15 protein-coding genes are annotated in these 16,904 nt (G+C 63.3%); 1 reads left to right on the top strand and 14 read right to left on the bottom strand.

Annotation, left to right across the window (positions count from 1 at the left end):
• The 13 genes from CEJ42_RS07515 to ndk all read right to left on the bottom strand — a co-directional run bounded on the left by CEJ42_RS07515 (position 1) and on the right by ndk (position 14,537).
• Positions 1 to 1,161 carry an ATP phosphoribosyltransferase regulatory subunit gene (locus tag CEJ42_RS07515; protein WP_079214508.1) on the bottom strand — a complete coding sequence of 387 codons (1,161 nt, stop codon included), beginning with the start codon at positions 1,159 to 1,161 and terminating at the stop codon, positions 1 to 3.
• A gap of 256 nt (positions 1,162 to 1,417) precedes the next feature.
• Positions 1,418 to 2,308: a protease modulator HflC gene (hflC, locus tag CEJ42_RS07510; protein ID WP_079214507.1), complete on the bottom strand. Its 891-nt coding sequence runs from the start codon at positions 2,306 to 2,308 to the stop codon at positions 1,418 to 1,420.
• Positions 2,308 to 3,669 carry an FtsH protease activity modulator HflK gene (hflK, locus tag CEJ42_RS07505; protein WP_079214506.1) on the bottom strand — a complete coding sequence of 454 codons (1,362 nt, stop codon included), beginning with the start codon at positions 3,667 to 3,669 and terminating at the stop codon, positions 2,308 to 2,310. Before hflK ends, hflC begins: the two co-directional genes overlap by 1 nt.
• A gap of 88 nt (positions 3,670 to 3,757) precedes the next feature.
• The gene (hflX, locus tag CEJ42_RS07500; protein WP_079214505.1) at positions 3,758 to 4,882 is read right to left on the bottom strand and encodes a GTPase HflX; all 1,125 of its coding nucleotides are present in this window, start codon (positions 4,880 to 4,882) and stop codon (positions 3,758 to 3,760) included.
• 39 nt (positions 4,883 to 4,921) lie between these two features.
• Entirely contained in the window at positions 4,922 to 5,164 is a 243-nt protein-coding gene (gene hfq / locus CEJ42_RS07495) for an RNA chaperone Hfq (protein ID WP_079214504.1), read from the bottom strand.
• Positions 5,165 to 5,306: 142 nt separating this feature from the next.
• Positions 5,307 to 6,650 (bottom strand): ribosome biogenesis GTPase Der, encoded by a 1,344-nt coding sequence (gene der / locus CEJ42_RS07490; protein ID WP_088750511.1) that lies wholly within the window; start codon positions 6,648 to 6,650, stop codon positions 5,307 to 5,309.
• 18 nt (positions 6,651 to 6,668) lie between these two features.
• A complete protein-coding gene (gene bamB / locus CEJ42_RS07485) occupies positions 6,669 to 7,865 on the bottom strand; it encodes an outer membrane protein assembly factor BamB (RefSeq protein WP_079214502.1) in 1,197 nt (398 codons plus the stop codon).
• A gap of 156 nt (positions 7,866 to 8,021) precedes the next feature.
• Entirely contained in the window at positions 8,022 to 8,666 is a 645-nt protein-coding gene (locus tag CEJ42_RS07480; protein WP_079214501.1) for a YfgM family protein, read from the bottom strand.
• A gap of 23 nt (positions 8,667 to 8,689) precedes the next feature.
• Positions 8,690 to 10,045, bottom strand: a complete 1,356-nt coding sequence (hisS, locus tag CEJ42_RS07475; RefSeq protein WP_079214500.1) for a histidine--tRNA ligase — start codon at positions 10,043 to 10,045, stop codon at positions 8,690 to 8,692.
• Between the two features lie 121 nt (positions 10,046 to 10,166).
• The gene (ispG, locus tag CEJ42_RS07470) at positions 10,167 to 11,429 is read right to left on the bottom strand and encodes a flavodoxin-dependent (E)-4-hydroxy-3-methylbut-2-enyl-diphosphate synthase (protein WP_079214499.1); all 1,263 of its coding nucleotides are present in this window, start codon (positions 11,427 to 11,429) and stop codon (positions 10,167 to 10,169) included.
• 26 nt (positions 11,430 to 11,455) lie between these two features.
• Positions 11,456 to 12,535 carry a helix-turn-helix domain-containing protein gene (locus CEJ42_RS07465; protein WP_088750510.1) on the bottom strand — a complete coding sequence of 360 codons (1,080 nt, stop codon included), beginning with the start codon at positions 12,533 to 12,535 and terminating at the stop codon, positions 11,456 to 11,458.
• 310 nt (positions 12,536 to 12,845) lie between these two features.
• Positions 12,846 to 14,018 carry a dual-specificity RNA methyltransferase RlmN gene (gene rlmN, locus CEJ42_RS07460; RefSeq protein WP_088750509.1) on the bottom strand — a complete coding sequence of 391 codons (1,173 nt, stop codon included), beginning with the start codon at positions 14,016 to 14,018 and terminating at the stop codon, positions 12,846 to 12,848.
• Between the two features lie 93 nt (positions 14,019 to 14,111).
• Entirely contained in the window at positions 14,112 to 14,537 is a 426-nt protein-coding gene (gene ndk / locus CEJ42_RS07455; protein WP_079214496.1) for a nucleoside-diphosphate kinase, read from the bottom strand.
• A gap of 235 nt (positions 14,538 to 14,772) precedes the next feature.
• Between ndk and CEJ42_RS07450 the strand changes: the two genes are divergently transcribed.
• Positions 14,773 to 15,465, top strand: coding sequence for a Bax inhibitor-1/YccA family protein (locus tag CEJ42_RS07450; protein ID WP_079214495.1), 693 nt, complete (start codon positions 14,773 to 14,775; stop codon positions 15,463 to 15,465).
• A 64-nt stretch (positions 15,466 to 15,529) separates the two neighbouring features.
• On the opposite strand, the gene rlmD is transcribed toward CEJ42_RS07450, so the two are convergent.
• Positions 15,530 to 16,891, bottom strand: coding sequence for a 23S rRNA (uracil(1939)-C(5))-methyltransferase RlmD (gene rlmD, locus CEJ42_RS07445; protein ID WP_079214494.1), 1,362 nt, complete (start codon positions 16,889 to 16,891; stop codon positions 15,530 to 15,532).
• Between the last annotated feature and the right edge of the window lie 13 nt (positions 16,892 to 16,904).

Genomic DNA, 16,904 nt, shown 5'->3' with positions numbered 1-16,904 from the left:
TCAACCCAAGTTTTTGATAATCCAGTTTCCGTTGCTGAATTCGACGGCGCGGTCGCAATCGAACTCATCCTGATCGTTTTCGTGGCCCGGCAGGCTTTGGATCACGATTTCTCCCGCCTGCCGCAATTGCGCTATTTTCTCACGCAGACCGGCTTCGGTGCCCCATGGCGCGCGGATTGCGCGCTTTCTTTCGGCGCCCGGCATCAGGCGGGCCAGCTCGCGCAGGTCCATCGAGAAGCCGGTGGCCGGACGGGCGCGGCCAAAGGCCTCGCCCACGTGGTCGTAGCGTCCGCCGCGCACCACCGCATTGGGCAGGCCGGGAACATAGGCGGAGAACATCACGCCGCTGTGGTAATGATAACCGCGCAGGTCGGCCAGATCGATGGTCACGGCCGCGCCTTCGTGGCCGGCGGCCAGTTCGACCAGGGCCTGCAGCTCGTCTAACGCCTGGGCGATGCCCGGCAAGGCCGGCAGCGTGATGCGCGCGCGTGCGATGACGGCAATGTCGCCGTACAGGTTGGGCAGCGCCAGCAGCGCCTTGCGGGTGTTTTCCTGGTAGCCGGCGGTGATCTCCTGCAGGCCAGGCACGTCCTTGGCTTCCAGGAGGCCGAACAGCTGGGCTTCCTGGCGCTTGGCGGCCGGATCGTTGGCGATGATGGCGCGCAGCACGCCGACGTGGCACAGGTCCAGGCGGATGGTGCTCATGCCGGCCAGGGCCAGCGAATTCAACGCCAGTTCCTGGATCTCGGCGTCGGCTTCGATGCCGGCATGGCCGTAGATCTCGGCGCCGATCTGGATCGGCTCGCGGGTCGCATGCAGGCCGGTGGGACGGGTATGCAGCACGCTGCCGGCATAGCACAGGCGGGTCACCGAGGCGCGATTCAGCAGGTGGGCGTCGATGCGCGCCACCTGGGTGGTCATGTCGGCGCGTACGCCCAGCGTGCGGCCGGACAGCTGGTCCACCAGCTTGAAGGTGCGCAGGTCGGTATCCTGGCCGGCGCCGGTGAGCAGCGACTCCAGGTATTCCAACAGCGGCGGCATGACCATTTCGTAGCCGTAGAGGCGGAAATTATCGAGCAGCCGGCGGCGCAGTTCCTCGATCTTGCGCGCTTCGGACGGCAAGACGTCGGCAATGTTTTCAGGAAGAAGCCAGTTAGGCATAGACAAAAAGATAAGCAGGGAAAAATCAGGACGTTCGGTCCGGCAATCGGCGCATCCTACAACATCACACAGGGTCCGGACGAAAAACCGGGGCAGCCGGAAAATTATCGCCGCCCCAATCTCATGCTCCGGGAAACTTGCCGATCCGGAACAATGCGCCGGACAAAAAGGAAAGATGCCCTTTACCAGCGGCATCCCTCCTTGCGCCCGCTTCGCCTTGTTGCTTCAGCGGCGCGGGCCTGTCCTCGTTGTCGGTTTACTTCTTGGAAGAGCTGTTGCTGTTGCCGACACCTTTGAAATATTTAAAGAACTCCGAGCTCGGATCGACCACCATCACATCGTGGCGATTCTTGAAGCTGGCACGGTAGGCCTCGAGACTGCGGTAGAACTTGTAGAAATCCGGGTTCTGGCCGAAAGCCTGGGCATAGATCTGCGAAGCCTTGGCGTCGCCCGCGCCGCGCACCTTCTCGGACTCGCGGTAGGCTTCGGCCAGGATCACCACACGCTGGCGATCGGCATCGGCACGGATCTTCTCGGATTCGGCGCCGCCGGTGGAACGCAGCTCGTTGGCCACGCGCACCCGCTCGGACTTCATGCGCTCGAAGACGGAGTTGTTGATCTGGTCGACGTAATCCACGCGACGCAGGCGCACGTCGATCACCTCGACGCCGATCTGCTTGGCCTCGGCCGCGGTACGCGCCTGGATCGCATCCATGACGGCGTTGCGCTGGCTGGAAATCACTTCACGCACGGTGCGCTTGGTGATCTCGTCGTTCAGCGCGGCCTTGACGATCTGCGACAGGCGGTCCTGGGTGCGACGCTCGTCGGCGCCGAAGCTGACGAAGTACAGGCGCGGGTCGACGATGCGCCACTTGACGTAGGCATCGACCAGCACGTTCATCTTCTCGGCGGTGATGAAGCGGTCGGCGTCAGGCGTATCCAGGGTCTGGATGCGCTTGTCGAGGTACATCACGTTCTGGAACGGCGGCGGCAGCTTGAAGTGCAGCCCCGGTTCGCTGATGACCTGCTTGACTTCGCCCAGTGCGAACACGATGGCGGAGGAGCGCTGGTCGACCACGAAGATGGTCGAGGAAGCCAGCCAGATCGCCACGACGGCGACGATGACGGATGTGACGAGGCGGCCCATCAGCGCACCTCCCTTTCACGCGACTCGCGCGGATCCCGGGTTCTCATATCGCGCATCACGTCAGAGGAATACACAGTGTCAGTTCCAGAGGTCGAGTTGTTCGATGCCGCCGCGCCGGAGGCCGGCGCCCCCGAAGACTGGGCCGGCTGCTTGGCGGCCGGAGCCGCGCCGTCGGTCTGCTGGATCAGCTTGTCCAGCGGCAGGTACAGCAGGTTGCTGCCGGTCTTGGCGTCCACCATCACCTTGGTGGTGTTGGCGAAGATCTGCTGCATGGTTTCGATGTACATGCGGTCGCGCGTCACGGCCGGGGCCTTCTGGTATTCGTCCAGCACCTGGCGGAAGCGCGCGGCGTCGCCTTCGGCGTTGGCCACCACACGCGAGCGGTAGGCCTCGGCTTCTTCCAGCAGGCGCGATGCGGCGCCGGATGCGCGCGGGATGACGTCGTTGGCGTAAGCCTGGCCTTCGTTCTTCAGGCGCTCGCGATCCTGGCCGGCCTTGACTGCGTCGTCAAAGGCTGCCTGCACCTGCTCCGGCGGCTGCACGCCCTGCATGGTGACGTTGGTGATCTGCACGCCGGACTTGTAGCGATCCAGGATCTGCTGCATGCGCTGGCTCACGTCCAGGGCGACCTTCTCGCGGCCCTCGTAGAGCACGAAGTCCATCTTGCTGCGGCCGACGATCTCGCGGATGGCGGTCTCGGCGACCTGGCGCACGGAGTCGTCCTGGTCGCGGTTGTTGAACAGCCATTCGGCGGCGTTCTTGAGCTTGTACTGGACGGCGAACTGGATGTCGATGATGTTCTCGTCGTCGGTCAGCATCAGCGACTCTTTGAGCTGCTTGTTGCGCACGTTGCCGCGGTAGCCGATCTCGGCGGTACGCACCTGCGACATGTTGACGATCTCATGGCCCTGGATCGGGTACGGCCAGCGCCAGTTGAAACCCGGCAGCGTGGTGTGGCTGTAGCGGCCGAAGGTGGTGACCACGGCGGTCTGGCCTTCCTGCACGATGAAGAAGCCGCTGGCCAGCCAGAGGAAAGCGACGATGATGGCGATCACGCCCACGCCGATGCCGGCGCCCTTGACGTCGCCGCGATTGAAACCGCCACCGCCGCCGTCGGAAGAGCCGCCGCCCTTGCGCCCGAACATGCCGGACAGGCGCTGGTTGAAGTCGCGCCAGAGCTGGTCGAGATCCGGCGGACCGTCGTTGCCGCCGGACGGCTTTTCAGGTCGCTTGTCGGGTCGGTTGTCGCCGTTACTTCCGTTATTCTGATTCTCGCGGTTGTCGTCTTGCGAACCACGCCCCCATTGGGGATCGTTCAACGAAAACTTCACACCGATTTTCTTGAATAAAGACACAAGCATGCGTTTGCGATCCGGCTGTAGTTATTGATTAAGAGAATCAAGGAGGAATGCGCGCCAGGAACGTACGGAGCCGTTCCCTCGAAACAGCTCAGGCGTGCATGTCTTCGGAATCGACAGGCTCGGAACGGCTGCGACCCCGGGCCTCCAAGGCGGCCTTCAGCGAAGCGGCGATCGCCTCGCGCAGCAGATCCAAGCCAGCACCAGACTTCGCACTGACGAAAACCCGCTGGATTTTACCATACTCGTCATGCTCGACCGCCGGTTCCAGCCCGGCCGAATCGATCTTGTTCCAGACCAGGATCTGCGGCACGTGGTCGGCGCCGATCTCGCGCAAGACCTCGTTGACCTGCTCGATCTGCTCCATGCGCACCGGGCTGGCGGCGTCGACCACATGCAACAGCAGGTCTGCATGGATGGTCTCTTCCAGCGTGGCCCGGAATGCGTCCACCAGCTGGTGGGGCAGTTCGCGGATGAAGCCGACGGTGTCCGAGATGACGACATGCCCGACCTCGCCCAGGTAGACCCGGCGCGAGGTGGTGTCCAAGGTCGCGAAGAGCTGGTTGGCGGCGTACACGCCGGCTTTCGTCAGCGTGTTGAAAATGGTCGATTTGCCGGCGTTGGTATAGCCGACCAGCGAGACCGAGAAAGTCTCGCTGCGCCCTCTCGCGCGTCGCTGCGTGGCATGCTGGCGTCGCAGCTTGGCCAGCACCGCCCGCAATGCCTTGACCCGCTCCCCGAGCAGGCGTCGGTCGGTTTCCAGCTGTGTTTCGCCGGGACCGCGCAGGCCGATACCGCCCTTCTGCCGCTCAAGGTGAGTCCAGCCGCGAATCAGACGGGTGGACAGGTGCTGCAACTGCGCCAGTTCGACCTGAACCTTGCCCTCGTGGCTTTTGGCACGCTGGGCGAAGATATCGAGGATCAGGCTGGTACGGTCGAGCACACGCGCTTTCAGCACGCGCTCAAGGTTGCGCTGCTGGGCGGGCGACAAGGCGTGATTGAAGATGACGAGTTCGAGCTGAAGATCGGCAACGGCGTCGGCGACTTCTTGTGCCTTGCCGGAGCCGACAAAAAGAGCTGCATCAGGACTGGCGCGACGCCCGGTGATGGTGATCACCGGTTCCGCGCCGGCCGATTTTGCCAACAGGAATAATTCATCCAGACTTGCGGCGAAGTCGTTCTTGCCGAAGTCCAGGCCGACTAGCGCGGCACGCATATCAAGATGCACACGGCGTAGAGCCGGCTTGGTAGACCATTATTCGTTGTCGGACGAGGATTCGAGACTCAGGTTGACCGCACGTGCAGGCACGACGGTGGAAATGGCGTGTTTGTAAACCATTTGCGTAACGGTGTTACGCAGCAGGACCACGTATTGATCGAAAGACTCCACATGGCCTTGCAGCTTGATGCCGTTGACCAGATAGATAGAGACGGGAACGTGCTCTTTTCTCAATGCGTTCAGAAATGGGTCTTGTAACAATTGCCCTTTGTTGCTCATGGCAGCTCCACGGTGTTGTTGTGATTAGGACTTGGAGGCACTTTAATGAATATCAAGTGCTTTACCAATTATGCTTTATCAATTTAAACGATTTTCCCTATAACGCAAAAAATCATTAACTAAATTACAGCATTATTTCGACTTATTTCTCTTGTCGGGCAAACGGATTCTTGCCAGAACGGAACTCGATACGCAGTGGAGTGCCAACCAGGGAGAAAGTTTCCCGGAAGTGCTTTTCCAGATAGCGTTTGTAGTTGTCATCGATGGCATCCAGCGCATTGCCGTGGATAACCACCACCGGCGGATTCTGCCCGCCCTGGTGCGCGTAGCGCATCTTGGGGCGGATCGAGCCCTTGCGGCGCGGCTGCTGGTGCTCCAGCGCCTCTTCCAGCGCACGGGTCAGGCGTGGCGTGCTGAGCTTGGCCATGGCCGCCGCGTAGGCGGAATCGATCGACTTCATCAGCGGGCCGATGCCGGTCGACTTGAGCGCCGAGATGAAATGGAATTTGGCGAACGACAGGAAGTTGAGCTTGCGCTCCAGATCCATCTTGATCTGGTCGCGCTGGTCGCTCTGCATGCCGTCCCACTTGTTCACGCCCACCACCAGCGCGCGGCCGGATTCCAGCACGAAGCCGGCGATGTGGGCGTCCTGCTCCGAAATATCCTGCTGGGCATCCAGCAGCAGCAGCACGACATTGGCGTCCGAGATCGATTTGAGCGTCTTGACCACCGAGAATTTCTCGATGGCTTCGAACACCTTGCCGCGGCGGCGGATGCCGGCGGTGTCGATCAGGGTGTAATGACGGCCTTCGCGCTCGAAGGGAATCTCGATCGAGTCGCGCGTGGTGCCCGGCATGTCGAAGGCGATCACGCGCTCTTCGCCCAGCAGCGTATTGACCAGCGTCGACTTGCCCACGTTGGGGCGGCCGACGATGGCGATCTTGGTGCCGCGCACGGCGGGGTCTTCCGGCTCCGGCTCGGGCGCACGCTGCGCCTCGGCCACATCCAGCGCTTCCTGCACCAGATCGGCCACGCCGTCGCCGTGGGCCGCGGAGATCACGTAGGGATCGCCCATGCCCAGCTCATAGAAGTCGGCCGTCACCGAGGTGTACTTCATGCCCTCGGACTTGTTGACCACCAGCAGCACCGGACGACCGCATTTGCGCAGGAAGTCGGTGATGGTCTTGTCGTGCGGCGTCAGGCCCTGGCGACCGTCGACGATGAACACCACGACATCGGCCTCGACCACCGCCTGCTTGGTCTGCTTGGCCATCTCGTACATGATGCCGTCCTTGGCGACGGGCTCGAAACCACCGGTATCGATCACCAGGAACGGGCGTTCGCCGACCCGGCCTTCGCCGTAGTGACGATCGCGCGTCAGGCCGGGCAGGTCCGCCACCAGCGCATCACGGCTGCGGGTGAGCCTGTTGAACAACGTCGATTTGCCGACGTTGGGACGGCCTACAAGTGCAATTACCGGTTTCATTTCGATTGATTCTTCGGGTCACTCTGTCACGACAGAGACCACGGTTCCTGATTTGGTTTGGAAAACGACAGACTGGCCGGCAGAAACCGGCGGAGCCTGGATGGGACTGCCGTCGCTGGACAGACGCGCCACGAAGGAGCCATCTTCACGCGACAGGAAATGAATATACCCCTGGTAGTCGCCCACCGCCACCGCGCGACCGGCGCTGATCGGGCTCGAGAGCATGCGGTTCTTCAGCTTGTCGTTGCGCCACACGGCCGCGCCGGTGTCGCGCGCGAACTCGGTGACGACGCCGCCGACGTCGGCGGCATAGACGTAGCTGTCATCCAGCGTCACGCCCACGTCGCTGGAAAACTCCTTGATCCAGCGCACATTGCCGTTGAGCAAATCGAAGCAGCCGATGCGGCCCTGATAAGCCACCGCGCAGATGTCGCGCGAACCCAGGGCGGGAACGCCCGACACATCGGAGATGCGTTCCAGCTCGGTGGTGCCGCGCGGATCGCCGACCGGCACCTCCCAGCGCGGACCGCCGTTGTTGAGCGCCAGCGCCGACAGGCGGCCGCCCGGCAGCGCCACGAACGCGGTCTGCGAACCGACCACGATGCCCGGCGCATTGCGCAGGGTCAGGGACGGCACATTGCGCTGGACCATCCAGCGCTGGCTGCCGTTGTCGGCGTCATAGGCCGTCACGCGGTTGTCGATGCTGCGGATCACGACCAGGCCTTCGCCCACGGCCGGGGAAGACAGCACTTCGCTGGGCGCCTGCGCGTTCCAGGTCGGCTTGCCGGAGGCGTCGAAGGCCTGGATCTTGCCCTTCTCGCCCACCACGACCACGGTGCTGCCGTCGGTGCCCACGCCCGCGGTCAGCGGCGTATCGGTGCGTATGCGCCAGACGGTCTGGCCGTTCTGGGCGTTGATGCGCATGACGGTGCCGTCATTGGCTGCGGCGAACACGCTGCCGGCCGCATAAGCCGGGGTGAAGGTGAAGTTGCCGGCCTTGCCGACCGACACCGACCATGCGGTCTGCACGCGCAGCTTCTGTGCGAACTCGACCAGCGGCGCCGGCGGGTTCGGATCTTTCTTGCTGGAAAACCACGAGCAGCCCGACAGGGTCACGATCGCCGCTGCGGCGGCCAGCTTCAGCGCCAGCTTGCCGGCGGACTGGGATCGAGCAAAGGATGTTGCCTTGGCAGCAGTCGCTGTCACACTACGCATATTGTTGTTCCTCTAAGCGATGGATAGGTTCGCGGTGGGATTGCGGTTGAATTCCTGGCCGCACAAACGGCCGTTGCATCGCTGTGCGATGCGCATCCGCGCCTGCCTGCGGATGGAACGCATCCGGACCGGCCGGATGCGCATGCATTATTCTTTTCAGGCCTTGGGCGCTTCGCCGCCGATGGCGTCCAGCTTGATCTGGATCAGCTGGCGGCCCGGGTCCTTGGCTTCGGTCTTTTCCAGCGCCAGCTTGTAGGCTGCGCGGGCGTCGTCACGCTTGCCCTGGGCCAGCAAGACATCGCCCTTGCGATCGGCGATGGCACCGGCAAACTGGGCCGGGTAGTCGCCCGACAGTACCTTCAGGGCTTCGTCGTAAGCCTTGGCGTCCAGCAGCACGCCGGCCAGGCGCACGGCGGCGATCGCCTTGTACTCCTTGCCGCGACCGTTGTCGATCACCCATTGCAGCTGCTTCTTCGCGGTCTCGCCGTCATTGGCGTCGAAGGCCGACTTGGCGGCCACCAGCGCGCTCATCTCGGCATAGGCGGTGCCGCCGAACTTGTCCTGGATGTCGCCGGCGGCGCGCTGCACCTTGGCGTTGTCCTTGCCGGCCAGCGCCTTCTGCTGTTCTTCGTACAACACCGAGGCCTGGCCGGCCTGGCGGCCCTGCCAGGTGTTCCAGCCGGTCCAGCCGGCGTAGGCCGCCAGCGCGATGATCACCAGCCAGGTAACCAGATTGCCGTATTTCGCCCACCATGCCTTGATGGAGTCGAGCTGTTCTTGTTCTTCGAGATCGTATGCCATGTAACTCAGAAAAAACGTAACTATTAAGGATGGTAGTGCACGTGATCGTGGTCATGATCGTGATCGCCCACGATCTGGTCCACGATGTAGTCGACCACCGCATCGAACGCCATGTTGCTCTGGTTGGCCTTGCCCTCTTCGGCATCGCCCTCGCGCATGTGCTTGACGGTGGCGGTGCCGGCCTTGACTTCGTCTTCGCCGATGATCACCGCGAAGGCGGCGCCGCTGCCGTCGGCGCGCTTCATCTGCGCCTTGAAGCTGCCGCCGCCGTTCGACGATGCGCAATGTAGCACAACATCGAGCCCGGCAGACCGCAAACGCTCCGCCAATACGAAAGATTGCATCTGCGCATCTTCGCCTTGATGCACCAGGTAGACGTCGCACTGGTTCGGGGCATATTGCTCGCCGCTGGCCTTCATCAGCTCCAGCAGGCGCTCAACGCCCATGGCGAAACCGCAGGCCGGGGTCGGCTTGCCGCCGAACATCTCGACCAGCGGATCGTAGCGACCACCGCCGCAGACCGTGCCCTGGGAGCCGAGCTGGTCGGTCACCCATTCGAACACGGTGCGGTTGTAGTAATCCATGCCGCGCACCAGGCGCGGGTTGATCGTGAACGGCACGTTGTTGTGGCGCAGGATCTTCTGCACGCCCTCGAAGTGCGCGCGCGACTCCTCGCCCAGGTAGTCCAGCAGCTGCGGCGCGGCATTGACCATTGCCTGCATCGCCGGATTCTTGGTATCCAGGATGCGCAGCGGGTTCGAGTGCAGGCGGCGCTGGGCGTCGGTGTCCAGGATCTCCTTGTGCTGCTCGAAGTAGGCGATCAGGTCGGCGCGGTGCTTGTTGCGCTCTTCGGCATTGCCGATGGAGTTCAGTTCCAGGCGGATGTCCGACAGGCCGAGGTCATCCCACAGGCGCTGGCACATCATGATCAGCTCGGCGTCGATGTCCGGACCGGTGAAGCCCACGGCTTCGGCGCCGACCTGGTGGAACTGGCGATAGCGACCGCGCTGCGGACGCTCGTGGCGGAACATCGGGCCGACGTACCAGAGGCGCTTCGGACCGTCATAGGTGAGGTTGTGCTCCAGCGCGGCGCGCACCACGCCGGCGGTGTTTTCCGGACGCAGCGTCAGGTTGTCGCCGTTCATGGAATCGGTGAAGGAGTACATCTCCTTCTCGACGATGTCCGTCACCTCGCCCAGGCCACGCGCGAACAGCGCGGTCGGCTCGACGATGGGCGTGCGGATCTGCTGGAAACCGTAGCTCTTGAGCACCGAATGCACGGTGTTCTCGAACAGCTCCCACAGCGGCGCATCGGCGGGCAGGATGTCGTTCATCCCTTTCACGCCAACGATCTTTTCGACTTTCTTTTGCTCTGACATACCGATACCGGATAGTGTTGTACTCAATTCAAAATGGCAGGCCTGCCCCGCGTTGAACACGCGCGGCAGGCGCAAGTGTACTGCATCGCATCCGGCGCTCCGCCGGAAGGAAATTCGAGACTCAGGCCTGGCTGCCCTGGCCGTAGCGCGTCTGCACGTAGTCCAGCACCACGCTCTGGAATTCTTCGGCGATACGCTCGCCGCGCAGGGTCATCTTCTTTTCGCCGTCGATGAACACCGGAGCGGCCGGCGATTCGCCGGTGCCAGGCAGGCTGATGCCGATGTTGGCATGCTTGGATTCGCCGGGACCGTTGACGATGCACCCCATGACGGCGACGTTCATGCCTTCCACGCCGGGGTACTTGCCCTTCCATACCGGCATCTGGTCGCGCAGGTAGGTCTGGATCTTGTCGGCCAGGTCCTGGAACACGGTCGAGGTGGTGCGGCCGCAACCCGGGCAGGCGATCACCATCGGGGTGAACTTGCGCAGGCCCATGGTCTGCAGGATTTCCTGGCCGACCACGACTTCCTTGGTACGGTCGCCGCCCGGTTCCGGAGTGAGCGAAATACGGATGGTGTCGCCGATGCCTTCCTGCAGCAGCACGGACAGCGCCGCCGTCGAGGCGACGATGCCCTTGCTGCCCATGCCGGCCTCGGTCAGGCCCAGGTGCAACGGGTAGTCGCAGCGGCGGGCCAGTTCGCGATATACCGCGATCAGGTCCTGCACGCCCGAGACCTTGCACGAGAGGATGATCTTGTCGCCCGCCATGCCCAGTTCTTCGGCGCGCTGGGCGTTCTCGATGGCCGAGGTCACCAATGCCTCGTACATCACGGCCTGCGCCGACCACGGTTCGGCACGGCCGGCGTTCTCATCCATGATGCGCGCCAGCAGCGCCTGGTCCAGGCTGCCCCAGTTGACGCCGATGCGTACCGGCTTGTCGTACTTGCAGGCGACCTCGATCATCTGCGCGAACTGCGTGTCGCGCTTGGCGCCCTTGCCGACGTTGCCCGGGTTGATGCGGTACTTGGCCAGCGCCATGGCGCAGTCCGGATATTCGGTCAGCAGCGTATGGCCGTTGTAGTGGAAGTCGCCCACCAGCGGCACATCCACGCCCATGCGGTCGAGCTGTTCGCGAATGGCCGGCACGGCCGCTGCGGCTTCAGGCGTATTGACCGTCAGGCGCACCACTTCGGAACCGGCGCGGGCGAGATCCTTGATCTGGATCGCGGTGCCGATGGCGTCGGCGGTGTCGGTGTTGGTCATCGACTGCACCATCACCGGCGCGCCGCCGCCCACCACGATCTCGCGCGCGCCCTGGCTGATCACCACGCGGCGGCTGTTGCGGCGGACCAGCGGCCCGGAAGCGATCGGAGAGGAAGACATGGCGTTCGTTCGGTTCAGTTAACTGCTCAGTTCAGGTTCAGGCGGGCGACATTGCTGCCACCGGGGGCTTTCAGGTCCAGCGGCTGGCCGCGCAGCGTGGCGTCCACGCCGGCCGCATTGCCGATCACCAGGACCGAGGCGTCCGATACGTCAAAGGCCTCGGTGGTTCCCGCCTTCAGCAGGCGCGAAATGATGGTGGTCTTGTCGGCGCGGCGAATCTCCACCCACGAATCTTCGCGGAAGGTCAGGCGCAGCAGGTCCTTGCTGTTGACGATGTTCAGGCCGCTGGGCGCTGATGCCGCGGAAGGCTGCGCAGCAGGCGCTGCAGCAGCGGGGGCAGGCGCAGGCACGGCGGCGGCCGGCGGCGCGGCCTTGACGACCGCAGGCGCTTCAGTCACCGGCGTGGGCGCGGCGGGCGCGGGTTCCGACGCAGCCGGGCCGGCCAGCTTGGCGGCATCGTCGGCCGCGTTCGGCGTGATCGTTTCAACGCGGGCATTCACCGGCGTATCGGTCGAGGCAGCCCCGTCGGCAGACGCGGCAGCGCCGTCGGCGGCAGTGTCGGGAGCGGCCGCAGCGTCGCCCTTGTGCGCCTTCAGCCAGGCCAGCTGCGGCACGTTGTCGCCCAGCTCGGTCCAGCGCACGGCGGCGGCGCCCGCCACCAGCGCAATGACCACCACGCCGGCGATCACCGCCATCGGCGAGGTATTGCCGCGGGTGCTCATCATCATGGCCGGCAACGGGCCTTCGGAGAACGGCGTCGACAGCGAATGATGCGGCACGATGTGGTCGCGCTGCGCCACCGGCGACTCCTGCGGCATGGCCGCAGTCAACGCATTGGCGTCCAGGCCCAGGGCCTTGGCGTAGCTGCGCACGAAACCACGCGCCACCGCCAGGCCCGGCAAGGCCGAATAATTGTCCGCTTCAATCGCCTGAATCTGGCGCGGCGACAACTTCACCAGACTGGCCACCTGCTCCACCGACCAGCCCTTCTTCTGCCGCTGAGCGGCCAACGCAGCGCCCGGCAGCGCCGCAGCGGGCGGCTGGGCAGGCTGCCCGCCCTCTTGCGGTTGCTGCGAAGACACTTCGTTCATTTGTTGATCACTCATCAAATGCTCCACATGGAAAAGCTTTTTTTAAACCGGACCAGGCCGGATTCTTCTGGAGCGTCCCGGCGCGACGCCTGCCGCGCCCCTCCCGGGAAATTCGACAACTTCAGCTGCCGCACCACAACCGCGACAGCGAGGAAACATTCAACAAAAACACAAAGAGGACGCATGGCAACGGCGGAAAAGCGCGTCGCCGGCATCCTCGCGGGTACTTCTGAAATCTGGACTGCGGTTCTTGCCGGGCAGGCCCGGGTGCCTCTGGCGAGGACCTGGGCGACGACACCGGCAGGAGTATTCAGCAAACTTGCCGTCACCCGGAGATCTCCACGATGCGGCCGAAATCCTTGCCGAACTTGTTCTGGTACTCCGCCATCTTCTGCATGCGCTCCTGCACGCGGGTACGATCCTTCACCTCGCCGGCCAGCTGGCCGCAGGCGGCGTCGATATCGTCGCCGCGCGTCTTGCGCACGGTGGTGACGATGCCGGCATCCATCAGGATCTGCGCGAACGCCTTGATGCGCGGATTGTGCGAGCGCTTCAAACCCGATTCGGGGAAGGGATTGAACGGAATCAGGTTGAATTTGCAGGGAATGGCGGTATCGCCCCGGGTCACCAGTTCGATGAGTTCGCGGGCGTTGTCGTCGCTGTCGTTGACGCCATCCAGCATGCAATATTCGAAGGTGATGAAGTCGCGCGGCGCGAACTCGAGATAGCGCTTGCAGGCCGCCATCAGCTCGCGCAGCGGATGCTTGCGGTTCAGCGGAATGAGCGCGTCGCGCAGCGCGTCGTTGGACGCGTGCAGCGACACGGCCAGCGCCACCGGGCATTCCTGCGACAGCTTGTCGATCATCGGCACCACGCCGCTGGTGGACAGCGTGACGCGGCGGCGCGACAGGCCGTAGGCATTGTCGTCGAGCATCAGGCGCAGCGCGGTGACGGTCGGCTCGAAATTGAGCAGCGGCTCGCCCATGCCCATCATCACCACGTTGGTGATCTGGCGCTCGCCCTTGGGGCCGCCTTCGATGCCCTTGGTCTTGCGCAACTCGAATTCCGCCATCCACAGCTGGCCGATGATTTCGGCCACGCTGAGGTTGCGGTTGAAGCCCTGCTTGCCGGTCGAGCAGAAACGGCAATTGACGGCGCAGCCCGCTTGCGTGGAAATGCACAGCGTGCCGCGGTTTTCTTCGGGGATGAACACGGTTTCCACCGCGTTGCCCTGCCCCACGTCGACCAGCCACTTGCGCGTGCCGTCGGTGGAGGTATGGTCGCTGATGATGGCCGGCGCGCGAACTTCGGCGCGGGTCTTCAGCTTTTCGCGCAGCGATTTGGCCAGGTCGGTCATCTGATCGAAATCAGCGACGCCGAACTGGTGTATCCAACGCTGCAACTGCTTGGCGCGAAACGGCTTCTCACCCAACTCGCCACAGTAAGCGACGAGTTGCGCGGGATCCAGATCCAGCAGATTGGTGAGAGCTGTAGTCATGATGCTGTCGGTGTGGTCAGGGCAGGAAGGTATGGCATGAACGCCGCGCCGGTTCCTGCTCTGGCCATGGCAACCGATAAAAACAGGTACAGATTAACGCGAATAGACGTTCAGTGCCGGGAAGAAGTAGGAGATCTCGACCTTGGCAGTCTCTTCGGCGTCCGAGCCGTGCACGGCGTTGGCGTCGATGGAGTCGGCGAAGTCGGCGCGGATGGTGCCCTTCTCAGCCTTCTTCGGGTCGGTAGCGCCCATCAGGTCGCGGTTCTTCAGGATCGCGCCTTCGCCTTCCAGCACCTGGATCACGACCGGGCCGGAAACCATGAAGTCCACCAGGTCCTTGAAGAAAGGACGCTCGCGGTGCACGGCGTAGAAGCCTTCGGCTTCAGCGCGGGACAGTTGGGTCATGCGCGAAGCGATGATCTTCAGGCCGGCGTTTTCGAAACGGGTGTAGATTTGGCCGATCACGTTCTTGGCCACTGCGTCCGGCTTGATAATCGACAGGGTGCGTTCAATTGCCATGAGAAAAACTCCAATAAAAATAATGGCTTAAAGCCAAGAATTGATAATCCAATGAACCTTGTATTTTAGCATGAAACCATCAAATAACATGGCAATTCGAGACACAAGGACGGCCTTTACGCTTGATATCGCTCATATTACCGTTCCCGCTCGAACTTGACCGCCCGGCAACTTGTCTTAGCCGTGGCTTGCCGTGCTATGCTCTCACTCGCATTTCAACGCAATCGGAGGACAAATGAATCAACATCTGGACACGACTTTCGGCCACTCGAACGTGAACACGGCCGCTCGCAACCGCGTGCTGCGCAACACCTACTGGCTGCTGGCGCTGTCGATGATCCCGACCGTGCTGGGCGCCTGGCTGGGCGTGCAGCTGCATTTCAGCCTGTTCTCGGGCAGCCCGATGATCGGCTTCGTGCTGTTCCTGGCGATCGCCTTCGGCTTCTTCTATGCCATCGAGAAGACCAAGAACTCCGGCCTCGGCGTCGCCGTGCTGCTGGGCTTCACCTTCTTCATGGGCCTGATGCTGTCGCGCCTGATCGAGTTCACGCTGGGCTTTTCCAACGGCGCCGGGCTGATCATGACAGCCTTCGGCGGCACCGCCATCATCTTCAGCGGCATGGCGACCATCGCCACCGTCTCCAAGCGCGACTTCTCGGGCCTGGGCAAATGGCTGTTCGCCGGCGTGCTGGTGATCCTGGTGGCCTCGCTGGCCAACATCTTCCTGCACCTGCCCGCCCTGCAGCTGACCATCTCGGTGGTCGCCATCGCGATTTTCTCGGCCTACATCCTGTTCGACGTGCAGCAGGTGGTCAACGGCGGCGAGACCAACTACATCTCGGCCACCCTGGCAATCTACCTGGACGTCTACAACGTGTTCGTCAACCTGCTGTCGATCCTGGGCATCGTCGGCGGCAATCGCGACTGACGTTTATATTGATACAACAAAAAAGCCGGCGCAAGCCGGCTTTTTTGCTTTCCAGGCAACAACTTCACTCAGGCAGATCGAACACGGCGATCGACTCGACGTGGGCGGTGTGCGGGAACATGTTGACCACGCCCGCGTACTTCAGCGCGTAGCCGCCAAGATGCACCAGCACGCCGGCGTCGCGCGCCAGGGTCGCCGGGTTGCACGAAACATAGACGATGCGTTTGGGCTTCAGATGTTGCTGCTCGGGTGGCAGCTCGACCAGCGCCTTGCAGACTTCCATCGCGCCTTCGCGCGGCGGGTCGATCAGCATGCGATCGAACTTGCCCAGCGCGACAAAATCCTCGGGCTTGGCTTCGAACAGGTTGCGGCAGTAGAACGTGGTCTTGGCATCCACGCCGTTGACCTTGGCATTCTCCAGCGCGCGCTCGGTCAGCGCGGTGCTGCCCTCGATGCCCACCACTTCGCGCGCCTGCGTGGCCAGCGGCAGCGTGAAGTTGCCCAGGCCGCAGAACAGGTCGGCCACGCGGTCTTGCGGCTGCACATCCAGCAGGCGCAGCGCGCGCGCGACCAGCACGCGGTTGATCTGGTGGTTCACCTGGGTGAAGTCGGTCGGCTTGAACGGCATGCGGATGCCGAACTCCGGCAGCGTGTACTGCAGCTTCGACTGCGCCGGATAGTAGGGAGCGGCGGTGTCAGGCCCCTTGGTCTGCAGCCACCACTCGACCTTCCATTGATCGGCGAAGGCCTTCACCAATTCCTCGTCGGCCGGGCTCAGCGGATCCATGATGCGCAGGACCAGCACCGTGATCTTGGCGCCGTCGTCGCCCTCGCCCACGGCCAGCTCGATCTGCGGCATGCGGTCGCGGATCGACAGGCCTGCCACCAGCTCACGCAGCGGCACCAGCATGGCCGACACATTGGGCGGCAGGATTTCACAGGTCTTCATGTCGGCGATGAAGGACGAGCGTTTTTCATGGAAGCCGACCAGCACGCCACCCTTCTTGGCCACATGGCGCACCGAGATCCGCGCACGGTAGCGGTAACCCCAGGTCGGACCGTAGATCGGGCGCAGCATCACCTCGGCCTTGGTCTTGCCGAGATGCCACAGATTGTCTTCCAGCACACGCTGCTTCATCGCCACCTGCGCCGACGGCTCCAGGTGCTGCATGGCGCAGCCGCCGCAGGTGCCGAAGTAGTCGCAACGCGGCTTCACGCGCAGCGAGGACTCGCTGTGCAGCGCGGTCATGACGCCGGCTTCCCACTTGGGCTTCTTGCGATAGGACTGGAAGCTGACGCGCTCGCCGGGCAGCGCGCCCTCGACGAAGATGACCTTGCCTTGCGTGCCGTCCTCGTTTTCGAGGTGGCCGACGCCGCGCCCGTCCATGTCGAGCGACTTGATTTCGATAGTGATGTCTTGTTGCATGAGGGAAACCGCA

The organism is Herbaspirillum robiniae (genome assembly GCF_002213415.1).
GTDB lineage: Bacteria > Pseudomonadota > Gammaproteobacteria > Burkholderiales > Burkholderiaceae_D > Herbaspirillum > Herbaspirillum robiniae.
The sequence above is the reverse complement of the archived record's forward strand: the minus strand, read 5'-3'. Positions and strand labels throughout refer to the sequence as shown.